We start from the raw sequence: 20,425 nt of genomic DNA, 5'->3' as shown, positions 1-20,425 counted from the left end.
CAGGTAGAGAATGTGAGTCAATTTTTCCAGATTCATCCGGAAAACCCGCAAGCGCGCCTGATCAAACAGGCTGTTGAGATCATCAGGTCCGGTGGGGTGGTGATCTATCCAACTGACTCCTCCTACGCCATTGGTTGCCAGATCGGCGACAAGAACGCCATCGAACGTGTCCGTCGTTTGCGGCAACTGGACGACAAGCACAACTTCGCGCTGATCTGCAGCGACCTGTCGCAACTGGGGCTGTTCGCCAAAATCGATACCGGTACCTTTCGCTTGCTCAAGGCCCATACGCCGGGCCCGTACACGTTCATTCTCAACGCTACCCGCGAAGTCCCGCGCCTGTTGCTGCACCCCAAGAAGCGGACCATCGGTCTGCGGGTGCCGAGCCATCCGATTGCCCTGGCGTTGCTTGAAGAGCTGGGGGAGCCGCTGATGAGCGTGACGCTGATCATGCCCGGTGAGACTGAGCCAATGAGCGATCCTTACGAGATGCGCCAAATGCTTGAGCATCAAGTCGATCTGATCATCGATGGCGGTTTCGGCGGCATCAAGGCGTCCACGGTGATCAATCTGGCTGATGGCGAGCCTGAAGTGATCCGTGTCGGTTGCGGCGACCCGGCGCCGTTCACGGTCGAAGCCTAGATGTCTGCAGTCGAATCAGTGGACAGCCAGGCGGGAGCGCAGCAAGAACTGCCGTTCGCCATGGTCTATGGCCAGGCGGTCATGGAAATGCCGCTGGACCTGTACATCCCGCCGGATGCGCTCGAGGTTTTCCTCGAAGCCTTCGAAGGCCCGCTGGACCTGCTGCTGTACCTGATCCGCAAACAGAACATCAACATTCTTGACATCCCGGTGGCGGAAATCACCCGCCAGTATATGGGCTATGTCGAGTTGATGCAGTCGGTGCGCCTGGAGCTCGCCGCCGAGTACCTGGTCATGGCGGCAATGCTCGCCGAGATCAAATCGCGGATGCTGCTGCCTCGGTCTAGTGAGATCGAGGTGGAAGAAGACGATCCGCGCGCCGAGCTGATCCGCCGCTTGCAGGAATACGAACGCTTCAAAGCCGCGGCAGAAGGCATCGACGGGTTGAGCCGGGTAGGGCGCGATGTGGTGGTGCCCAGGCTCGATGCCCCGGAAGCCCGGGCGCGCAAATTGTTGCCGGACGTGAGCCTGGAAGAGTTGCTGATGTCCATGGCCGAAGTCCTGCGCCGTGGCGATATGTTCGAAAGCCATCAGGTCAGCCGCGAGGCGTTGTCCACCCGTGAGCGCATGAGTGATGTGCTCGAACGCCTCAAGGGCGGCGGCTTCGTGCCCTTTGTCGAGCTGTTCACCGCTGAAGAAGGCCGCCTGGGTGTGGTGGTGACCTTTATGGCAATCCTCGAGCTGGTCAAGGAATCTTTGGTCGAGCTGGTGCAGAATGAGCCTTTTACGGCTATCCATGTGCGGGCGCGAGCCGAATAACGAGCCGAAATCAATGAATCTGAGTGAACCCCGCGAGCTGGCGCCATTGCTTGAAGCCTTTCTGTTGGCCTCGGGAAAGCCGCAAACCATGGAACGTCTGTTTGAGCTCTTCGAAGAGGGTGAGCGGCCGGAACCTCCGGTTTTCAAGAAAGCCCTGGAGATCTTGCGCAAATCCTGTGACGGCCGGGCCTTTGAGCTCAAGGAAGTCGCATCCGGTTATCGCCTGCAGATTCGCGAGAAGTTCTCGCCTTGGGTTGGGCGACTGTGGGAAGAGCGGCCGCAGCGTTATTCCCGGGCCATGCTGGAAACCATGGCCTTGATCGCCTATCGCCAGCCGATAACTCGGGGCGAGATCGAGGATGTGCGCGGTGTGGCAGTCAACAGTCATATCGTCAAAACCCTGCTCGAACGTGAGTGGATCCGCATCGTTGGTTACCGCGAAGTGCCAGGTAAACCGGCGATGTTCGCCACCACCAAAGCCTTTCTCGACCACTTCAACCTGAAAAATCTCGACGACCTGCCGCCGCTGGCCGAACTGCGTGAGCTGGAGCCCGATCCGATTCTCGATTTCGACGACGCACCAGTGCCGCAGAGCCTGCAAGAGCTGGCCGATGCCAGCGCCGAGCCGGAAGAACCGAAAGACGAAACCAGCTTCCATACCCTGTTGCTGGAACTGGACTCGATGGAGGAAGGGATCAAGACCGACTTCGACGATTTGCTTCGGGATGGGGCAGTGAACGAGACCAGCGTCGAGAGCGAGACCGAAGTCCAAGCCGAAGCACAACCCGAAATTGAGGTTGAGCTTCACGTTGAGGCTGAAGCCGAAACTGAGGAAGAGCAGGAAGACGACCTTATCGGCGTCGCAGAGGCCCGCGCCAAACTGCTGGCCGCTGTCGCCGCGCTGGAGCAAGCAACACCAGTCTTGAGCGACGAAGAAGCCGAAGCCCAGGCCCTCGCCGAAGCAATCGAGAACGAAAGACGCTTGCTGGAAGAGTGATCGTTCCCACGCTCTGCGTGGTAACGCATCCCGTGACGCTCTGCGTCGCAGCCGAAGGCGGACGCAGAGCGTCCATGGCGGCATTCCCACGCAGAGCGTGGGAACGATCTGATCACCTTTCCCCTCACCGGTCGGCGGAAAAACAACTAACCGACCGTTTATCCGCTAGTCTCTGATGCGCGAACAGCGCCATGCGCGTATGATTCGCGACCCTTTGGCGATCCTTGCGCCCAAAGACCAGCTTTCAACGCTTCAGGCCAGGCCTGAACAGACCACACCGGGAGGTGCCCAGATGAGTGACAACGACCAGAAAGACAGCCAGGAAATCGGCCCAGCAGGCGAAAAACTGCAGAAAGTCCTCGCCCGTATCGGCGTTGGCTCGCGCCGTGACGTAGAGGCCTGGATCAGCCATGGCCGGATCAAGGTCAATGGCAAAGATGCCACCCTTGGCCTGCGCGTCGACCTGCATGACGCCATCACTATCGATGGCAAGGTGATCAAGCGTGAAGAGGCCGCCGAGTCGGTGCGCCGCGTGATCATGTACAACAAGCCCGACGGCGAAATCTGCACCCGTGACGACCCTGAAGGCCGTCCGACCGTGTTCGATAAAATGCCGCGTCCGAAAGAAGGTCGCTGGATCAACATTGGCCGTCTGGACATCAACACCACCGGTCTGCTGATGTTCACCACCGACGGTGAGCTGGCCAACCGTCTGATGCATCCTTCCTACGAAATGGACCGCGAGTACGCGGTGCGTGTGCGTGGCGAAGTCGATGACGAGATGATCGAGCGGCTCAAGGCCGGCGTGGTCCTCGAAGACGGCCCGGCGAAGTTCACCGATATCAAGCAAGCACCGGGCGGCGAAGGCTTCAACCATTGGTACCACTGCGTAGTGATGGAAGGCCGTAACCGTGAAGTGCGTCGTTTGTGGGAATCCCAAGGGCTGGTGGTCAGCCGTCTGAAGCGTGTACGTTTTGGTCCGGTGTTCCTCAACTCCGACCTGCCGATGGGCCGCTGGCGCGAAATGAGCCAGTACGAAGTCGATATTCTCAGCGCTGAAGTCGGCTTGACGCCGGTCGCCATGCCGCAGATGAACGCCAAGAGCAAAGACAAGCTTGAGCGTATGCAACGCAAATCGTCCCGCCCGGTTGGCAAGGCCGAGCGCGTGCGGACCCTGCGTCCAGCCGCTGGTGCACCTGCCGCTGGCCCGCGTCCAGTCCGCGAGCCGCAGATCGAAGGCGAGCGCCCGGCGCGCAAACCTTCTCCACGTCAGGATGGCGAGCGCGGCCCACGCACTCCGCGTCCGGCTACCGGTCGCGGTGCTCCAGCAGGCGGTCGCAGCGATCGTGGTACGCCAGTGGCAGACCGTCCGGCCGACACCAAGCGTCCAGCCAAGCCTGGGCCAAAGTCCAAGCGTCCGGGTATCGGCCTGGTCGACAGGGATGCGCCATCCGGCAAACGCCGCGGCGCACCGGCCGGCTCCGGTCAGCGTCCAGGCTTTGGCCGTCGCAAGCCTGAGTAAGCGGTAAGCTGCAAACAAGAACGCCAACCCCAGGGTTGGCGTTTTTTTTTGCGCTTCGTATTGATCGTTCCCACGCTCTGCGTCACTAGTGTTGATCGTTCCCACGCTCTGCGTGGGAATGCCGCCTTGGACGCTCCGCGTCCGCTTCGGCAGTGACGCGGAGTGTCACGGGATGCATTCCCACGCGGGAGCGTGGGAATGATCATGTGTTGCACTTAAAACACAAACCACCCATCAAACACCATCTTATGGGCGTTGTGATTCAGCAAATGACCAATCCCTGGCGGATCTGTATTGGAAATTTTGCGTGCCGCCTCGTAAACAAATATTTACGAAATTCCAGCTTTCCACCCATGGAATCGACAATTCATCCCAACCGTAAGGAAAACCTGCCGGAAAAGTGTTGAAGCGAGCTATTCCAAGGCTCTGCCCCGGTTGTTTCGCAACGCTGGGGAGGGTGTTATGCGTCCATGCCTGTCGTGCAGGCCATAACAACAAGGAGGCGCAATGAACGCTGTGACTCATTTTCTGCGAGGCGAAATCGACTTCGCCCTTAGCGACCACCCATGTGGGTATGTCCATTCCTTTGCTGCTATTGAAGACCATCGAGCAAGCCCCAGCCTGACGCTGCGTGATCCGCGCTGACCAAGCGGTGTCTGGCAGCAGGAGGTTACGGGTGTACAATGCGCGGCGTTTTAACTGTGACTCAACTGCGTATCCGCGCATTTTGCGCCTGTCGGCTGTCATGACTCGCTGCGAGCTTTTGCTCCCGGCAACCCGCTCGATTGCCCAAGGCCAATAAACTCAAGGCTATCCGCCTTGTTCACTCCGCCGCGTCACAAGCGTGGTGGGTTCGATCTCGTCACAGATAAAAACAAACAGGTGACGCATGACCCGTGAAAAAACGCTGAACTCCTGGTGCCTGCGCTGGGGTTTGATCTGTGCTGCTTAAACCCGTATTCAAGCAGCAACGTAAAACGAACATCATCAAACCTTGCGTGAGACCCTTTTAATGAGTGGACAAAACTCGCATTCAGGTACGCTTCAGCGCGGCCTGAAAAATCGCCATATTCAACTTATCGCCCTCGGTGGCGCGATCGGTACCGGGTTGTTCCTGGGCTCCGCCGGCGTTCTGAAATCGGCCGGTCCGTCGATGATCCTCGGCTACGCGATCTGCGGCTTCATTGCCTTCATGATCATGCGCCAACTGGGCGAAATGATCGTAGAAGAGCCGGTGGCCGGTTCGTTCAGCCACTTCGCCCACAAATACTGGGGCGGATTTGCCGGCTTCCTGGCGGGCTGGAACTGCTGGATCCTCTACATCCTGGTGGGTATGTCGGAGCTGACCGCTGTCGGCAAATACGTGCACTACTGGTGGCCGGATGTCCCGACCTGGGCTTCGGCAGCCCTGTTTTTCGTGATGATCAACGCGATCAACCTGGCCAACGTCAAAGTCTTTGGCGAGGCCGAGTTCTGGTTCGCGATCATCAAGGTCGTGGCCATCGTCGGCATGATCGCCCTGGGTAGCTACATGCTGGTCAGCGGTAATGGCGGCCCACAGGCTTCAGTCAGCAACCTGTGGGAACACGGCGGTTTCTTCCCCAATGGCGTCAGTGGTTTGGTGATGGCCATGGCGATCATCATGTTCTCCTTCGGGGGCCTGGAAATGCTCGGTTTCACTGCCGCCGAGGCTGACCAGCCGAAGACCGTGATCCCGAAAGCCATCAACCAGGTGATCTACCGGATCCTGATTTTCTACATCGGCGCACTGGTGGTGCTGTTGTCGCTGACCCCATGGGACAGCCTGCTGGTGAGTTTGAACGCGTCCGGCGATGCCTACAGCGGCAGCCCGTTCGTTCAGGTGTTCTCGATGCTCGGCAGCAACACCGCGGCGCACATCCTGAACTTCGTGGTCTTGACCGCCGCGTTGTCGGTGTACAACAGCGGTACTTACTGCAACAGCCGTATGCTGCTGGGTATGGCCGAGCAGGGTGATGCACCGAAGGCGCTGGCGAAGATCGACAAGCGCGGCGTACCGGTGCGTTCGATTCTGGCGTCGGCGGCGGTGACCTTCGTCGCTGTGGTGCTGAACTACCTGATCCCGCAACATGCACTGGAATTGCTGATGTCGCTGGTGGTTGCGACGCTGGTAATCAACTGGGCGATGATCAGCTTCTCGCACTTCAAGTTCCGTCAGCATATGAACCGTACCAGGCAGACCCCGCTGTTCAAGGCGCTCTGGTACCCGTACGGCAACTATATTTGCCTGGCGTTCGTGGTGTTTATTCTCTGCGTCATGCTGATGATTCCGGGCATCCAGATATCGGTCTATGCGATTCCGGTGTGGGTGGCATTCATGTGGATTTGCTACGGCATCAAGAACAAGCGCAGTGCTCAACATGCGTTGAGCGTGGCCGGTTCTGCGGTGAAGTAAGCGCAACCTGCTGACAACAAACCCGGCCTGTGCCGGGTTTGTTGTTTCTGGGCTTTTTGTTTATTGAAACGGGTAGACCCGCGTATCCTGAAGGCCCTGAAACCGGATCGTTTTCCATGCTGGTGATTTCCAACAATGTGCATCTGCCAGATGCCGAGATCGAGTTGACCGCAATTCGCGCCCAGGGCGCGGGTGGGCAGAACGTCAACAAAGTCTCCAGCGCGGTGCATTTGCGCTTTGATATACCGGCTTCGTCCTTGCCACCGTTCTACAAGGAGCGGCTGTTGGCGCTGCGCGACAGCCGGATCACCAGCGAAGGGGTGATCATCATCAAGGCGCAGCAGTATCGGACCCAGGAACAGAACCGCGCTGATGCGCTGGAGCGCTTGACCGAGCTGATCCTCAGCGCCACCAAGGTCGAAAAGAAGAGGCGTGCAACCAAGCCGACCCTGGGTTCGAAGAAGCGTCGGCTGGAATCCAAGACCAAGCGTGGTTCGATCAAGGCCGGGCGCGGCAAGGTCGATTTCTAGTTCAGGCAGTAGTGGCCGCGCGCTCTTCACGGTATTTCGGCGCTCGCCGGTACAGGTAGATGCTCAGTATCAAACCGGCCATGGCGGCCAATGCGGCGAACAGGAAGATCGAGGCAAAACCAAAGCCTGCCGCAATCGCCCCGGCCAAGGGGCCAGTGATGCCCAGCGACAGGTCGATGAACAGCGAATAGGCCCCGACCGCCGCACCACGGCTGGAGGCCGGTACCAGATTCACCGCTTCCACACCCAGGGCCGGGAATACCAGCGAAAATCCGAAGCCGCTCAGCGCTGCGCCAGCCAGAGCCCAGTGGGCGTCCGGGGCCAGCCACAGGAGCAAGAGCCCGAGGATTTCTACCGACAGGCAGGCAATTGCCACACGAAAGCCGCCGAGGCGGTTGATCAGGTTGCCGAACAGCAGTCGCGCACCGATGAAGCAGGTACCGAACAGGCTCAGGCAGAGTACGGCGTTGGACCAGTGCTGAGTGGCGTAGTACAGCGTAATGAACGTGGCGATGGTGCCGAAACCGATTGAGCCAAGGGCCAGGCCGCAACCGTGGGGCAGCACTCGCCCCAATACATGCAGGAACGGCAAGCGCTCGCCGGCCACGATCGGCGCGGCGATTTTTGGCCAGGCCAACAGCAGGCCCAGTGCAGCCAGCAACAAAATGCTGACGCCCATGCTCCATAGTCCCAGTTGATTGACCAGCAATACCCCCAGCGGAGCACCAATGGCCAGCGCGCCGTAACTGGCGATGCCGTTCCAGGAAATAACCTTGGCGGTGTTCTGCGCGCCGACCCGGCCAATACCCCAGCCAATCGAGCCGGAACCCACCAGGCTTTCGGCGCTGCCCAGCACCAGTCGGCCGATCAACAGGCTGATCAGGCTCAGGGCCGGCATGCTCTGCAGCCAGGCCGAGAGCAGCATGAACACACCACTCAAACCGCAACCGGCCAGGCCGTACATCACTGCACGTTTGCTACCGAGGTTGTCGATGATCCGGCCGGCATAAGGACGGCTGAGCAGGGTGGCGAGGTATTGCACGCTGATCACCAGGCCCGCGATCACCGCGCCGAAGCCCAGATCGCTGTGCACGTAACCTGGCAGCACGGCCAGGGGAATACCGATATTCAGATAGCCAATGAAGGTGAAAAGTACGATGGAAACGACTTGCAGCGTGACCGCCATGGGGCGTTGGGTATCTGGCATCGGTAAAGGTCCACTGGCGCAGCAGGATAGATAGGCTGCTTATGATACCGATGGTTGCGCCGATGCAGGGGGGCTAAAACGAAAAACTATCTCGCCGACGATGAGGTTCCGGCAGCGGTTTGATCGGGATGAGAAAAATCAGGATTTGGCGGGTGCCAGCATCTGAGTGGCGACCAGAGCGGCGAGCGCATTTTCCTGGTTGCCGAAGCGTTGCAGCAGGGTGGTTTGTTTTTCTGGAGTGAGGCGATTCCAGACCTCGATCATTTTTTCAGCGGTGTCGATCAGGATGCCGGCTTGGGTTTCGCTGAAATTGTCGGTCATGGTTCGGGTCTCTGGCGTTCAGGCTGTGTGGAAAGCGCATGAATCAGCGCTTTCCACACGGTCTGGGTATCGCGTTCAGTCTTTGCTGTCGGCCTTGCGGCGTTCAGCTGCTTCTTTTGGCTCGGGCTGATGGGCGCCGGCTTGCCGCGGGGTTGTCTGCTCAGTTTCGTGCAGGCTTGGGAAGGGGAGATTAGGGATCTCGTGCATCGTAGTCGCTCCTCGCAAGGTCTGTTTTTAAATCGCTGGTAGATCCACGCTTTTAAAAAGCCTGCGCAGCATACAGCACTGTAAAAGACAAAAAGGCTTTTATATCCAGTTGTTACGACGGATGGGGTTGTCTAGACAGGTGAAGGGGTTCTGGCTCAGCCCGCTTCCCCATAGCAGCAGGCTTCGCCAGCTGCAACGGGCCGCGTAATGGTTTAATGAAGTTATGCGCAAACCTCAGCAATCGCTTCAGCCAGCAAATCCAGGCGCGTCGCATCGATACCGGCGACGTTGGCGCGCCCGGAACTGACCATGTACACGCTGTGGTTTTCTCGCAGGCGCTGCACCTGTGTCGGAGTCAGGCCGGTGTAGGAAAACATTCCGCGCTGTACGCCAATGTGCGCGAAGCGCTCGCCAAGACCATGAGGGCCAAGGGCTTCCACCAGGCCTGAACGCAGTTGTGCAATACGCAGGCGCATGGCCTCGACCTCATCGGCCCAGAGGCTTTTCAGCTCTGGATCGCCAAGGATGGTCGCGACAACCGCTGCGCCATGATCCGGCGGTGTCGACCACAGGTTGCGGGCGATAAAGGCCAGTTGGCTACGGATATCCAGCAACTTGTCGGCATTGGCCGCGCAGACGATCAGTGCGCCGGTGCGTTCACGGTACAGACCGAAGTTTTTCGAACAGGAGCTGGTGATCAGTAACTCAGGCAGTGCTTCTGCGAACAGGCGTACCGCCCAGGCGTCCTGCTCCAGACCGTCGCCGAAGCCCTGGTAGGCGAAGTCGATCAGTGGTAACAGTTCGCGACTGCGCACGACCTCCAGCACCCGACGCCAGTCATCGCGGGACAGATCGAAACCGGTGGGGTTATGGCAGCAGGCATGCAGCAGCACAACGTCGCCCTTGGGCGCCAGTTTCAGAGTCGCCAACATGGCTTCGACGTCGAGGCGGTTGTCGCTGCCGACATACGGATAGTGACTGACCTTGAGGCCAGCCGCCGCGTAGATGGTTTCGTGGATCGGCCAGGTCGGGTTGCTCAGCCAGATGCCACGGCCCGGCAGGCAGCGGGCTATGAAATCGGCGCTCAGACGCAATGCGCCGGTGCCGCCAGGTGTCTGGGTCGCGCCAGCACGCTGGTGGGCGAGCAAGGCCGAGTCCGCGCCCAGCACCAACTCATTGATGACCTTGCCGAACGCCGCGTCGCCGTGACCACCGATGTAGGTCTTGGTGGTTTGCCGGTCGACCAACCGTTGCTCGGCCAGCTTCACTGACTGAAGAATCGGCGTCAGGCCCTGGGCGTCTTTGTAGACGCCAACGCCCAGGTCGAATTTGTGCGGGTTGGTATCCGAAGCGTAGGCCTCCATCAGGCCGAGAATCGGGTCGCCGGGCACTCGACCGATGGCATCGAAATGCATTATTTGCGGCCCTCGGCGTCTTTGGCCACTTCGTCAGTGCGCGCGGCCATGATGAAGTCGTTGCGGTGCAGGCCCTTGATCGAGTGGCTCCACCAGGTCACGGTGACTTTGCCCCACTCGGTGAGCAGGCCTGGGTGGTGACCTTCGGCCTCGGAGATTTCGCCGACAGCGTTGGTGAAGGCCAGGGCAAATTTGAAATTTTTGAACAGGAAGACTTTTTCCAGCTGCATGACGCTATCGCGTACTTCAATGTTCCAGTCAGGAATCTGCTTGATCAATACCGGCAGTTCTTCGTCGCTGACTTGAGGAGCGTCGGCACGGCAGGCTTCGCAATGGGCTTGGTTCAGAGTGGACATGGTGTATTCCTGAATTCGGTTCTTATTGAAAACTACTATTTTTTTGAGAGCGTCGCGAGTGCTGCCGTTCTCAAGCCGCCTTGGGCCTAGGCGGAAATTTTGGTGCGTGCAAGCCCAGCTGCATGCCGCGCTGGACCATTCCCATGATGTCTTCATGAGCCAGGTCGAACAGGCGCTTCAAGTCAGGCAAGACAAAGTACAGCGGTTGCAGGATGTCGATGCGATATGGCGTGCGCATCGCTTCCAGTGGGTCAAAGGCCTGATGTTCAGGCTCTGCGGACAAGCTGTAAACCGTTTCTTTGGGTGAGGAAAGAATGCCGCCGCCGTAGATGCGCTTACCTTGCGGTGTGTCGACCAGGCCGAACTCGATGGTCATCCAGTATAGCCGCGCCAGGTAAACCCGCTCCTCCTTGGAGGCCTGCAGGCCAAGCTTGCCGTAGGTGTGGGTAAACTCAGCGAACCAGGGGTTGGTCAGCAACGGACAGTGGCCAAAGATCTCGTGGAAAATGTCCGGCTCTTGCAGGTAATCCAGCTCTTCGCGGGTGCGAATAAAGGTCGCCACCGGAAACTGTTTGTTGGCCAGCAACTCGAAAAAAGTCTGGAAGGGAATCAGCGCCGGAACCCGGGCGACTTGCCAGCCGGTGGTGGCGCCCAGCACCTGATTGATTTCGCCGAGCTGCGGAATGCGATCGTGAGGCAAGCCGAGTTTTTCAATGCCGTCCAGGTATTCCTGGCACGCACGACCCTGGACCACTTTCAGTTGGCGAGTGATCAGCGTATTCCACACCGCATGTTCTTCGGCGGTGTAGTCGATAAAACCTTGCGCATCGGGCTCGCGGGCCACGTATTGCGTCTGCTTCATGCTGCTCTCCTGCGAGGGGATTCGTTCTTGTTATGTCCAGCTATGTCCATAGAGATAGCTCAGAGAAGAACAAGTTGCAGCACCTTGGTCGCAGCGTAAGCGGGAATTTCCCCTGCTATTTGTAAAGTTTTCGTTACGTAACGACCTCGATCCCACACTCATTGAGATTTGTCGGTTTGAAAAGGCCTGTAACTGTCACATAATCTTGACGACTAACTGAGCCTGGCTGCAAAAAAAAAAGTGGCAGGCCTTGTCTTAATACCTTGTAGGAGCCGAGCTTGCTCGCGATGGACTCAAGGGCGGCGCGTTCATTCAGAAAACACGCGTTATCGTTAACGTCCATCGCGAGCAAGCTCGGCTCCTACAAGGTGCAGCGTCGATCTCCCAATAAAATTGCGGACCTTTATATGCGTATCAAAGTCCACTGTCAGAATCGCATTGGCATCCTGCGCGACATCCTCAATCTGCTGGTGGAGTACGGGATCAACGTCGCCCGCGGGGAAGTCGGCGGTGAGCACGGCAATGCGATCTACCTGCATTGTCCGAATCTGATCAACATCCAGTTCCAGGCGTTGCGTCCGAAGTTCGAGGCGATTGCCGGGGTGTTCGGCGTCAAGCGGGTAGGGCTGATGCCCAGCGAGCGTCGGCATATGGAACTCAATGCGTTGTTGGGGGCGCTGGAGTTTCCGGTGCTGTCTATCGATATGGGCGGTTCCATCGTTGCGGCAAACCGCGCGGCTGCGCAGTTGCTTGGTGTGCGGGTGGATGAAGTGCCGGGGATTCCGCTGTCACGCTATGCCGAAGATTTCGATTTGCCTGAACTGGTTCGTGCCAACAAATCGCGGATCAATGGCCTGAGGGTCAAGGTCAAGGGCGATGTGTTTTTGGCCGATATCGCGCCGCTGCAATCCGAGCACGATGACAGTGAGGCCATGGCCGGAGCCGTGCTCACGCTGCACCGGGCCGATCGGGTCGGTGAGCGTATCTACAATGTGCGCAAACAGGAGCTGCGTGGCTTCGACAGCATTTTTCAGAGTTCTAAAGTCATGGCAGCGGTGGTCCGCGAAGCGCGCCGCATGGCGCCGCTGGACGCGCCCTTGCTGATTGAAGGCGAGACTGGCACCGGCAAGGAATTGTTGGCTCGGGCTTGCCATCTGGCCAGCCCGCGTGGGCAGTCACCGCTGATGGCACTCAATTGCGCCGGGTTGCCGGAGTCGATGGCCGAGACCGAGCTGTTCGGTTATGGCCCGGGTGCTTTCGAAGGTGCACGGGCAGAAGGCAAGCTCGGTCTGCTGGAGCTGACGGCCGGTGGCACGCTGTTTCTTGATGGGGTGGGGGAGATGAGCCCGCGCCTGCAGGTCAAGCTGCTGCGTTTTCTGCAGGACGGCTGTTTCCGCCGGGTCGGCAGTGATGAAGAGGTCTATCTGGATGTACGGGTGATTTGCGCGACTCAGGTCGATCTGTCCGAGTTGTGTGCCTGTGGTGAGTTCCGCCAGGATCTTTACCATCGGCTCAATGTGCTGTCCCTGCATATTCCGCCGCTGCGCGAATGTCTCGACGGTCTGACACCGCTGGTGGAGCACTTCCTCGATCAGGCCAGCCGGCAGATCGGTTGCTCGTTGCCGAAACTGGCACCGGCGGCGATGGATCGGCTCAGTCATTACCATTGGCCGGGCAACGTTCGGCAATTGGAGAACGTGTTGTTTCAGGCGGTTTCACTGTGTGATGGCGGGACGGTCAAAGCTGAGCATATCCGCTTGCCGGACTACGGCGTGCGCCAGCCACTCGGCGATTTTTCGCTGGAAGGAGGGCTGGATGCGATTGTCGGGCGCTTCGAAAAAGCAGTGCTGGAGCGGCTGTATTCGGAGCATCCAAGCAGTCGGCAACTGGGCAAGCGGCTTGGGGTTTCCCACACCACCATCGCCAACAAATTGCGCGAGTACGGGGTGGGAAAGAACGATCAAGAGTCGAGTGCATAACCTTTAAAAGATCGTTCCCACGCTCCTGCGTGGGAATGCCTCATTGGACGCTCTGCGTCCGCTTTAGCTGTGACGCGGAGCGTCGCGGGCTGCATTCCCACGCAGAGCGTGGGAACGATCAGATCAAAAGATCGCCGCCTGCGGCAGCTGATACGCCGCAAGCGGCATAACGGCGCCGGTTTTTCGTCTTTGACACAATTCATAAATCCCCTCTGATTCCATCAAGTCCTTTGTTTGCCTGCCCTCAAGCCACCAAAAGAAAGTTGGTGCACTTATTGCTTATGGCTCAGCAGTACAGCGGTGGGCGGCAAACGTCCGGCAGACAGAGGAAAGACTGTGGACAAGTACCTTTACGTGGCAATGACCGGCGCCAGCCAGAATGCACTGGCGCAAAAGGCGCATGCCAACAATCTGGCGAACATCTCCACCAACGGTTTTCAGCGTGACCTGGAGCAGGCGCGCTCGATGCCGGTGTTTGGCGACAGCTTTCCGGCGCGTGCGTTTGCTTTGTCTGAACGTCCGGCAACCGATTTTACTGCCGGGTCCATGGTGGAAACCGGCCGCGACCTCGATGTGGCGGTGAGCGGCGACGGCTGGATCGCCGTGCAGACGCCTGATGGCAGCGAAGGTTACGTGCGCACCGCAAGCATGAATGTGGACGCCCTTGGCGTACTGCGGGCCGGCAACGGTATGCCAGTGTTGGGCAACGGTGGGCCGATTGCCGTGCCGCCAGAGCAGAAAATCGAAGTCGGTCAGGACGGCACCATCAGTATCCGTGCGATGGGCGAAGGTCCGCGGGTAATGGCTGAAGTCGACCGCATCAAGCTGGTCAAGCCGGACCTCAAAAACATGACCAAGGGCCTGGATGGTTCGATCCATACCATGGACGGCAAGCCAGTGGTGGCTGATGCCAGCGTGCAGGTGGTGTCCGGTTTCCTTGAGTCGAGCAACGTCAATGCCGTCGAAGAGATGACCTCGGTGCTGGCTCTGTCCAAGCAGTTTGAGCTGCACATCAAGATGATGAACACCGCCAAAGACGACGACCAGGCCATGGCTCGGGTCTTGCAGATCAGCTAATTATCAGAACGTAGCGCCGTAAAACAGGCGCGCGAGGAGAATCGAATGCTTCCGGCTCTATGGGTTGCCAAAACAGGTCTGTCCGCCCAGGACACCAACCTCACGACTATTTCCAACAACCTGGCGAACGTCTCGACCACGGGCTTCAAGCGTGACCGTGCCGAGTTCCAGGACTTGCTGTACCAGATCAAGCGTCAGCCAGGTGCCCAGTCGACCCAGGACAGTTCGTTGCCATCGGGCCTGCAAGTGGGTACCGGTGTGCGCATTGTCGGTACCCAGAAGAACTTCACTGCCGGTAGCCTGCAAACCACCGAGCAGCCTCTGGATCTGGCCGTCAATGGCCGCGGCTTCTTCCAGATCCTGCAACCGGATGGCACGACCGCCTATACCCGTGACGGTACCTTCCACCTGGACTCCAACGGCCAGATCGTGACGGCCAACGGCTTCGCTCTGGAGCCGGCGATCGTCGTTCCAAACAATGCGCAAACCTTCACCGTAGGCCAGGACGGTACCGTTTCGATCACGACCGCCGGTAGCGCTGCGTCGCAAGTGATCGGCAACCTGCAAACCGCCGATTTCATCAACCCGGCCGGTCTGCAAGCGGCTGGTAGCAACCTGTTCCACGAAACCGCCGCCAGCGGCGCGCCGCAAATCGGCACGCCAGGCCTGAACGGTTTCGGGACCACGCTGCAGAACACCCTGGAAACCTCCAACGTCAGCACCGTTGAGGAGATGGTCAACATGATCACCACTCAGCGTGCTTACGAGATGAACTCCAAGGTGATCTCCACCGCCGACCAGATGCTCTCGTACGTAACGCAGAATCTGTAATCAAGTCTATGGGGCGGCCTGAGGTCGCCTGCAATACCGTGAGGTAAGGTCATGAATCGGTTTGTTTCTGTTCTGGCACTGAGTGGGATCGCTGTGCTCGCGGGCTGTGTCGGCCCGACGCCGAAGCCCAATGACCCTTACTACGCGCCGGTGTTGCCGCGTACGCCGTTGCCTGCTGCGGCGAACAACGGTTCGATCTACCAGGCCGGTTTCGAACAGAACCTGTACGGTGACCGCAAGGCGTTCCGGGTCGGTGACATCATCACCATCACCCTGAACGAGAAAACCCAGGCCAGTAAAAATGCCAACTCGCAACTGGCCAAGACCAGTAAGACCAGCATCGGCCTGACCTCGCTGTTCGGTAGTACGCCCAACACCAATAACCCGTTTGGCAGTGGTGATTTGAGTCTGGACGCCAGCTACAACGGTGACCGCGCGACCAAGGGTGACAGCAAGGCCGGGCAGGGCAACAGCCTGACCGGTTCGATCACCGTGACCGTCGCTGAAGTCTTGCCGAACGGCATCATCGCCGTGCGCGGCGAGAAGTGGATGACCCTCAATACCGGCGATGAGCTGGTGCGGATTGCCGGTCTGGTACGAGCTGACGATATCGCCACCGACAACACCGTGTCTTCGACCCGGATCGCGGATGCGCGTATCACGTATTCGGGTACCGGTTCGTTTGCCGATACGAGTCAGCCAGGCTGGTTCGACCGTTTCTTCCTCAGCCCGCTGTTCCCTTTCTAGGTGATGACCCGCCCCATGTTGAATTTCAAGCACCTGATGGCGGCCATGGTTTTGCTGTCGATTTCCCTGGATGCTCATGCCGAGCGGCTGAAGGACATCGCGAGTATTTCGGGCGTACGTTCCAACCAGTTGATCGGCTATGGCCTGGTTGTCGGGCTTAACGGCACGGGTGACCAGACCACGCAAACCCCGTTCACCCTGCAGACCTTCAACAACATGCTATCGCAGTTCGGTATCAAGGTGCCGGCAGGCTCGGGCAACGTGCAGTTGAAGAACGTCGCAGCGGTATCGATCAGTGCAGATTTGCCGGCGTTCGCCAAGCCGGGGCAGCAGGTGGATATCACCGTGTCCTCCATCGGTAACTCCAAGAGCCTGCGTGGCGGTACCTTGCTGCTGACACCGCTCAAGGGTATCGACGGCAACGTCTACGCCATCGCTCAAGGTAATCTGGTGGTCGGTGGTTTTGATGCTGAAGGTCGCGATGGTTCGAAGATCACCGTCAACGTTCCGTCGGCCGGCCGGATTCCCGGTGGTGCCTCCGTCGAGCGTGCGGTGCCGAGCGGTTTCAATCAGGGCAACAGCCTGACTCTTAACCTCAACCGTTCAGACTTCACCACCGCCAAGCGCGTCGTCGACAAGATCAACGACATGCTGGGCCCTGGGGTCGCTCAAGCCATCGATGGCGGTTCGATTCGGGTGACGGCGCCACTGGATCCGAGTCAGCGCGTCGACTACCTGTCGATCCTGGAAAACCTCGAAGTCGATCCGGGGCAGGCGGTGGCCAAGGTCATCATCAATTCGCGCACCGGCACCATTGTGATCGGCCAGAACGTCAAGGTGTCACCGGCCGCCGTGACCCATGGCAGCCTGACCGTGACCATTACCGAAGACCCGATCGTCAGCCAGCCGGGCCCTCTGTCCAACGGCCAGACGGCGGTCGTGCCGCGCTCGCGGGTCAGTGCCCAGCAAGAAGCCAAACCGATGTTCAAGTTCGGTCCGGGTACCACGCTCGACGAAATCGTCCGGGCGGTGAATCAGGTTGGCGCTGCGCCGGGTGACTTGATGGCAATCCTGGAAGCCTTGAAACAGGCCGGCGCCTTGCAAGCCGACCTGATCGTGATCTGATATGGCGGCCATGGATATTCGCAAGAGCGGTCTGGTCACCACTGGCGACTCGGGGGCTTACTCCGACCTCAACCGGCTTAACCAGCTCAAGGTCGGCGACAAGAACAGTGACGGCAACATGCGCAAAGTCGCGCAGGAGTTCGAATCGCTGTTCCTCGGCGAAATGCTTAAATCCATGCGCTCGGCCACCGAGGCGCTGGGCAAGGACAATCCGCTCAACACGCCAGCGGCCAAGCAATACCAGGAAATGTACGACCAGCAGCTGGCGGTTTCCTTGTCTCGTCAGGGTGGTGGTATCGGTCTGGCTGACGTGCTGATGCGGCAAATGTCGAAAGCCCACCCGGCCACTGCTGTCACAGAGTCAGCGTTGCCGGGCGCCGCGCCAGAGACCAGGGTATCGACGCCTACTGCCATTGCCGCGGGCACCAGCGCGGTGGATGGCCCATTGACTCGTCTCAATGGTCAGCGTCCGCTGTGGGCATCGCGCGCCGTGGACCCGCACAAGTCCGCCAATGGCGCGGTGCATAACGACATGGCATTGCTCAATCAGCGACGTTTGTCGTTGCCGAGCAAAATGACCGATCGCTTGCTGGCGGGGATTGTTCCTTCGGCTGCGAATGCCACGGATACCATTGGTAGAACCGCTGTGCCGAACCGCACCACCGCCGCTACGGATGCGGTGATCAAGGGTGACCGGCTGACCGCGCGAAGTGCCGTTGCGCCCCGTGGACAGATGCAGATTTACGGTCGTGCCGTGGCTCAGCCGCCCTTGGCGCCAGCCAGGCAGTCGTTCAATTCCCCTGACGAATTCGTCGCGACCATGATGCCGTTGGCGCAGCAGGCGGCTGACCGGATCGGCGTCGATCCGCGCTATCTGGTCGCCCAGGCTGCGCTGGAAACCGGCTGGGGTAAATCGGTGATGCGTCAGCAGGACGGCACCAGCAGCCACAACCTGTTCGGGATCAAGGCCAGCAGCAGTTGGCAGGGCGCTCAGGCCCGTGCGATCACCAGCGAATTCAGAAATGGCGAGATGGTCAAGGAGACGGCTGAGTTCCGCTCCTATGACTCTTATCAGGACAGCTTCCATGACTTGGTGACCATGTTGCAAAGCAACAATCGCTATCAAGATGTGCTGAAGTCGGCCGATAACCCAGAACAGTTTGTACGCGAATTGCAAAAAGCCGGGTATGCAACAGATCCGGATTACGCAAGCAAGATTTCGCAGATAGCGAAACAGATGAAGAGCTACCAGAACTACGCTGCGGCGGGCGCTTCCACGAATTTATAAGGTTTGAATCATGAGTTTGCTCAATATCGGCTTGTCGGGTCTGGCTTCGAGCCAATCGTCTCTGGCGACGACCGGCAACAACATTGCCAACGTTGATACCGCCGGTTATTCGCGCCAGCAAACCGTGCAGAGCAGCAAGGCCTCGAATCAGTACGGCAGCGTTTTCATCGGCACTGGCACGACCCTGGCGGATGTGCGCCGGGTCTATAGCGCCTACCTGGATGCCCAGTTGCGCACTTCGACCTCGCTCAGCAGCGATTCGTCGTCCTACCTGGCGCAGGTCACGCCGACCGACACGCTGCTGTCCGACAGCAACACCGGCGTCACCGGTGCGCTGCAGAAGTTTTTCACTTCCCTGCAAAGTGTGTCGAGCACGCCGACCGATGATGCGTCCCGTCAGTCGGTGCTGACCAATGCCCAGGCCTTGAGTGATCGCTTCAACTCGATTTCCAAACAGTTGACCGACCAGAACACCGGCATCAACACCAACCTGTCGGACCTGTCGTCCCAGGTGAACAAACTGGCAACCACGATCGCTCAGTACAACCAGCAGATCTCTCAAGTGTCGGGCGGCGCCAGTGCGCCGAACGACCTGCTCGACAAGCGTAACGAGTCGGTCCGTCAGTTGTCCGCGCTGGTCGGTACCCAGGTAGTGGAGCGCGGCACGAATTACGACGTCTACATCGGCAGTGGCCAGCCGCTGGTAATGGGCAATACCACCAACACCCTGGAAACCGTGCCGGGCAAGACCGATCCGAGCCGTTCGACGCTCCAGTTGAATCGCGGTTCGAGCACCATCGATATCACGTCGGTGGTGACCGGCGGCCAGATCGGTGGCTTGCTGCGTTATCGCAACGAAGTGCTCGACCCGGCGATGAACGAGTTGGGGCGGGTCGCGTTGGTTGTCGCCGATCAGATGAACAGTCAGCAGGCCCAGGGCATCGACAAGAATGGCGACTTTGGTTCGGCGATCTTCGGCGATATCAACAGCGCGGCGCTGATCAGTCAGCGCAGCATTGCCCAGACGGGCAACAGCGCAGGTTCCGGAAACCTGAATGTCACCATCAAAGACACCAGCAAACTGACCGCCAACGATTATCAGGTGACCTTCAGCACTGCCACGGACTACAGCGTCAAACGCTCCGATGGCACCAACATGGGTACCTTCAGCACCACCACTACACCGCCTCCGGTCATCGACGGCTTCAACATGACACTCAGTGGCGGCGCCATGAGCGCTGGCGATACCTTCAAGGTAACGCCGACCCGCAGTGGCGCCACTGATATCCAGACCGTGCTCACCGATCCGAAGAAAATCGCTGCAGCGGCACCTCTGACCGGAGTCACCAGCGCCAACAACAAGGGTACCTACAGCCAGCCAACACTGACCAGCACCCTGGATATTTACGATCCCGCGGCCAGTACCGATCTGCAAACCGGGCTCACGTATTCGACGCCGGTCAAACTGGTGTTCAATGCCGCGAGCGCCGGTAGCCAGGGCTATACGCTCTACGATGCCAAGGGCGCCAGCATGGGCACGGGCACTATCGTTCCCGGTCAAAGCAATACCCTGAACCTGCAAGTGAACATGATCGATGGTAGCGGCAATCCGATCATGGACAACACGGTCGTGCCGGCAGTGCAGAAGACCTTCACGGTTCAAACGACAGTCGCAGGCTCACCCGCCACCGGTGAAAGCTTCAGTATTTCGTTGACTGGCGCAAGCTCCTCGGACAACCGCAACAGTACGGCGCTCGTTGGCTTGCAGAGCAAACAGACGGTCGACACCGGTTCGGCGAGTAAAGGCATCAGCCTCTCGGATGCCTACGGCAGACTGGTTTCCAACGTCGGCGCCCAAGCCGCCCAGGGCAAGTCTGACAATGACGCCACCACGGCGATTCTGACCCAGGCCAAGAGTGCCCGCGACTCCCTGTCCGGCGTCGATCTGGACGAAGAAACCGGCAATCTGGTCAAGTACCAGCAGTACTACACGGCCTCTTCGCAGATCATCAAGGCTGCGCAGGAAACCTTCAGCACGCTGATCAACAGTCTTTAAGGAGTCGTAA

Annotated in this window: 20 protein-coding genes; 13 read left to right on the top strand and 7 right to left on the bottom strand. The window is 59.1% G+C overall.

Annotation, left to right across the window (positions count from 1 at the left end; genetic code table 11):
- Positions 1-12 precede the first annotated feature (12 nt).
- The 4 genes from AC07VR_RS19535 (at position 13) to rluB (ending at position 3,980) form a co-directional block, all read left to right on the top strand.
- The gene (locus tag AC07VR_RS19535) at positions 13-642 is read left to right on the top strand and encodes an L-threonylcarbamoyladenylate synthase (RefSeq protein ID WP_494994265.1); all 630 of its coding nucleotides are present in this window, start codon (positions 13-15) and stop codon (positions 640-642) included.
- Positions 643-1,461: a segregation and condensation protein A gene (locus AC07VR_RS19530; RefSeq protein WP_495012237.1), complete on the top strand. Its 819-nt coding sequence runs from the start codon at positions 643-645 to the stop codon at positions 1,459-1,461.
- A 13-nt stretch (positions 1,462-1,474) separates the two neighbouring features.
- Entirely contained in the window at positions 1,475-2,458 is a 984-nt protein-coding gene (gene scpB, locus AC07VR_RS19525) for an SMC-Scp complex subunit ScpB (RefSeq protein ID WP_495012236.1), read from the top strand.
- A gap of 292 nt (positions 2,459-2,750) precedes the next feature.
- The gene (rluB, locus tag AC07VR_RS19520; RefSeq protein WP_495012235.1) at positions 2,751-3,980 is read left to right on the top strand and encodes a 23S rRNA pseudouridine(2605) synthase RluB; all 1,230 of its coding nucleotides are present in this window, start codon (positions 2,751-2,753) and stop codon (positions 3,978-3,980) included.
- 246 nt (positions 3,981-4,226) lie between these two features.
- On the opposite strand, the gene AC07VR_RS19515 is transcribed toward rluB, so the two are convergent.
- On the bottom strand, positions 4,227-4,586 hold the full coding sequence (locus AC07VR_RS19515; RefSeq protein WP_495012234.1) for a hypothetical protein: 360 nt from the start codon (positions 4,584-4,586) through the stop codon (positions 4,227-4,229).
- 406 nt (positions 4,587-4,992) lie between these two features.
- Between AC07VR_RS19515 and AC07VR_RS19510 the strand changes: the two genes are divergently transcribed.
- Both AC07VR_RS19510 and arfB read left to right on the top strand, forming a co-directional pair.
- Positions 4,993-6,414: an amino acid permease gene (locus AC07VR_RS19510; RefSeq protein ID WP_495012233.1), complete on the top strand. Its 1,422-nt coding sequence runs from the start codon at positions 4,993-4,995 to the stop codon at positions 6,412-6,414.
- Between the two features lie 116 nt (positions 6,415-6,530).
- Positions 6,531-6,944, top strand: coding sequence for an alternative ribosome rescue aminoacyl-tRNA hydrolase ArfB (gene arfB / locus AC07VR_RS19505; RefSeq protein ID WP_495012232.1), 414 nt, complete (start codon positions 6,531-6,533; stop codon positions 6,942-6,944).
- 1 nt (position 6,945) lies between these two features.
- Here the strand turns inward: arfB and AC07VR_RS19500 are convergent, their stop codons facing one another.
- The 6 genes from AC07VR_RS19500 to phhA all read right to left on the bottom strand — a co-directional run bounded on the left by AC07VR_RS19500 (position 6,946) and on the right by phhA (position 11,312).
- On the bottom strand, positions 6,946-8,151 hold the full coding sequence (locus tag AC07VR_RS19500; protein ID WP_495012231.1) for an MFS transporter: 1,206 nt from the start codon (positions 8,149-8,151) through the stop codon (positions 6,946-6,948).
- A gap of 138 nt (positions 8,152-8,289) precedes the next feature.
- On the bottom strand, positions 8,290-8,472 hold the full coding sequence (locus AC07VR_RS19495; protein WP_495012230.1) for a hypothetical protein: 183 nt from the start codon (positions 8,470-8,472) through the stop codon (positions 8,290-8,292).
- A 75-nt stretch (positions 8,473-8,547) separates the two neighbouring features.
- Entirely contained in the window at positions 8,548-8,679 is a 132-nt protein-coding gene (locus AC07VR_RS19490; protein ID WP_494994257.1) for a hypothetical protein, read from the bottom strand.
- Positions 8,680-8,900: 221 nt separating this feature from the next.
- Entirely contained in the window at positions 8,901-10,094 is a 1,194-nt protein-coding gene (locus tag AC07VR_RS19485) for an amino acid aminotransferase (RefSeq protein ID WP_494994256.1), read from the bottom strand.
- Positions 10,094-10,450: a 4a-hydroxytetrahydrobiopterin dehydratase gene (locus AC07VR_RS19480; RefSeq protein WP_419119313.1), complete on the bottom strand. Its 357-nt coding sequence runs from the start codon at positions 10,448-10,450 to the stop codon at positions 10,094-10,096. Before AC07VR_RS19480 ends, AC07VR_RS19485 begins: the two co-directional genes overlap by 1 nt.
- 70 nt (positions 10,451-10,520) lie before the next feature.
- A complete protein-coding gene (gene phhA, locus AC07VR_RS19475) occupies positions 10,521-11,312 on the bottom strand; it encodes a phenylalanine 4-monooxygenase (protein WP_494994255.1) in 792 nt (263 codons plus the stop codon).
- Between the two features lie 407 nt (positions 11,313-11,719).
- Here phhA and AC07VR_RS19470 point away from each other — a divergent pair, with 407 nt between their 5' ends.
- The 7 genes from AC07VR_RS19470 to flgK all read left to right on the top strand — a co-directional run bounded on the left by AC07VR_RS19470 (position 11,720) and on the right by flgK (position 20,415).
- Positions 11,720-13,291, top strand: coding sequence for a sigma-54-dependent transcriptional regulator (locus tag AC07VR_RS19470; protein ID WP_495012229.1), 1,572 nt, complete (start codon positions 11,720-11,722; stop codon positions 13,289-13,291).
- 336 nt (positions 13,292-13,627) lie between these two features.
- Entirely contained in the window at positions 13,628-14,368 is a 741-nt protein-coding gene (locus AC07VR_RS19465) for a flagellar basal body rod protein FlgF (protein ID WP_494994253.1), read from the top strand.
- A 45-nt stretch (positions 14,369-14,413) separates the two neighbouring features.
- Complete coding sequence (gene flgG / locus AC07VR_RS19460; protein ID WP_494994252.1) at positions 14,414-15,199, top strand: flagellar basal-body rod protein FlgG; 786 nt, start codon at positions 14,414-14,416, stop codon at positions 15,197-15,199.
- Between the two features lie 51 nt (positions 15,200-15,250).
- Positions 15,251-15,946, top strand: a complete 696-nt coding sequence (gene flgH, locus AC07VR_RS19455) for a flagellar basal body L-ring protein FlgH (RefSeq protein WP_494994251.1) — start codon at positions 15,251-15,253, stop codon at positions 15,944-15,946.
- A 15-nt stretch (positions 15,947-15,961) separates the two neighbouring features.
- Entirely contained in the window at positions 15,962-17,071 is a 1,110-nt protein-coding gene (locus AC07VR_RS19450) for a flagellar basal body P-ring protein FlgI (protein WP_494994250.1), read from the top strand.
- A 10-nt stretch (positions 17,072-17,081) separates the two neighbouring features.
- Positions 17,082-18,359, top strand: coding sequence for a flagellar assembly peptidoglycan hydrolase FlgJ (gene flgJ / locus AC07VR_RS19445; RefSeq protein ID WP_495012228.1), 1,278 nt, complete (start codon positions 17,082-17,084; stop codon positions 18,357-18,359).
- A 10-nt stretch (positions 18,360-18,369) separates the two neighbouring features.
- On the top strand, positions 18,370-20,415 hold the full coding sequence (flgK, locus tag AC07VR_RS19440) for a flagellar hook-associated protein FlgK (protein WP_495012227.1): 2,046 nt from the start codon (positions 18,370-18,372) through the stop codon (positions 20,413-20,415).
- Positions 20,416-20,425: the final 10 nt, after the last annotated feature.

This window comes from Pseudomonas sp. GW821-FHT02H09 (assembly GCF_059421425.1).
This window is presented reverse-complemented; position numbering and strand designations above follow the sequence as displayed.

What these genes read in the sequence shown, in the direction of transcription:
- AC07VR_RS19530 (WP_495012237.1), top strand. Translation starts at nt 643, where the DNA reads ATGTCTGCAGTCGAATCAGTGGACAGCCAGGCGGGAGCGCAGCAAGAA.
- scpB (WP_495012236.1), top strand. Translation starts at nt 1,475, where the DNA reads ATGAATCTGAGTGAACCCCGCGAGCTGGCGCCATTGCTTGAAGCCTTT.
- rluB (WP_495012235.1), top strand. Translation starts at nt 2,751, where the DNA reads ATGAGTGACAACGACCAGAAAGACAGCCAGGAAATCGGCCCAGCAGGC.
- AC07VR_RS19515 (WP_495012234.1), bottom strand. Translation starts at nt 4,586, where the DNA reads ATGGTCTTCAATAGCAGCAAAGGAATGGACATACCCACATGGGTGGTC.
- AC07VR_RS19510 (WP_495012233.1), top strand. Translation starts at nt 4,993, where the DNA reads ATGAGTGGACAAAACTCGCATTCAGGTACGCTTCAGCGCGGCCTGAAA.
- arfB (WP_495012232.1), top strand. Translation starts at nt 6,531, where the DNA reads ATGCTGGTGATTTCCAACAATGTGCATCTGCCAGATGCCGAGATCGAG.
- AC07VR_RS19500 (WP_495012231.1), bottom strand. Translation starts at nt 8,151, where the DNA reads ATGCCAGATACCCAACGCCCCATGGCGGTCACGCTGCAAGTCGTTTCC.
- AC07VR_RS19495 (WP_495012230.1), bottom strand. Translation starts at nt 8,472, where the DNA reads ATGACCGACAATTTCAGCGAAACCCAAGCCGGCATCCTGATCGACACC.
- AC07VR_RS19490 (WP_494994257.1), bottom strand. Translation starts at nt 8,679, where the DNA reads ATGCACGAGATCCCTAATCTCCCCTTCCCAAGCCTGCACGAAACTGAG.
- AC07VR_RS19485 (WP_494994256.1), bottom strand. Translation starts at nt 10,094, where the DNA reads ATGCATTTCGATGCCATCGGTCGAGTGCCCGGCGACCCGATTCTCGGC.
- AC07VR_RS19480 (WP_419119313.1), bottom strand. Translation starts at nt 10,450, where the DNA reads ATGTCCACTCTGAACCAAGCCCATTGCGAAGCCTGCCGTGCCGACGCT.
- phhA (WP_494994255.1), bottom strand. Translation starts at nt 11,312, where the DNA reads ATGAAGCAGACGCAATACGTGGCCCGCGAGCCCGATGCGCAAGGTTTT.
- AC07VR_RS19470 (WP_495012229.1), top strand. Translation starts at nt 11,720, where the DNA reads ATGCGTATCAAAGTCCACTGTCAGAATCGCATTGGCATCCTGCGCGAC.
- flgG (WP_494994252.1), top strand. Translation starts at nt 14,414, where the DNA reads ATGCTTCCGGCTCTATGGGTTGCCAAAACAGGTCTGTCCGCCCAGGAC.
- flgH (WP_494994251.1), top strand. Translation starts at nt 15,251, where the DNA reads ATGAATCGGTTTGTTTCTGTTCTGGCACTGAGTGGGATCGCTGTGCTC.
- AC07VR_RS19450 (WP_494994250.1), top strand. Translation starts at nt 15,962, where the DNA reads ATGTTGAATTTCAAGCACCTGATGGCGGCCATGGTTTTGCTGTCGATT.
- flgJ (WP_495012228.1), top strand. Translation starts at nt 17,082, where the DNA reads ATGGATATTCGCAAGAGCGGTCTGGTCACCACTGGCGACTCGGGGGCT.
- flgK (WP_495012227.1), top strand. Translation starts at nt 18,370, where the DNA reads ATGAGTTTGCTCAATATCGGCTTGTCGGGTCTGGCTTCGAGCCAATCG.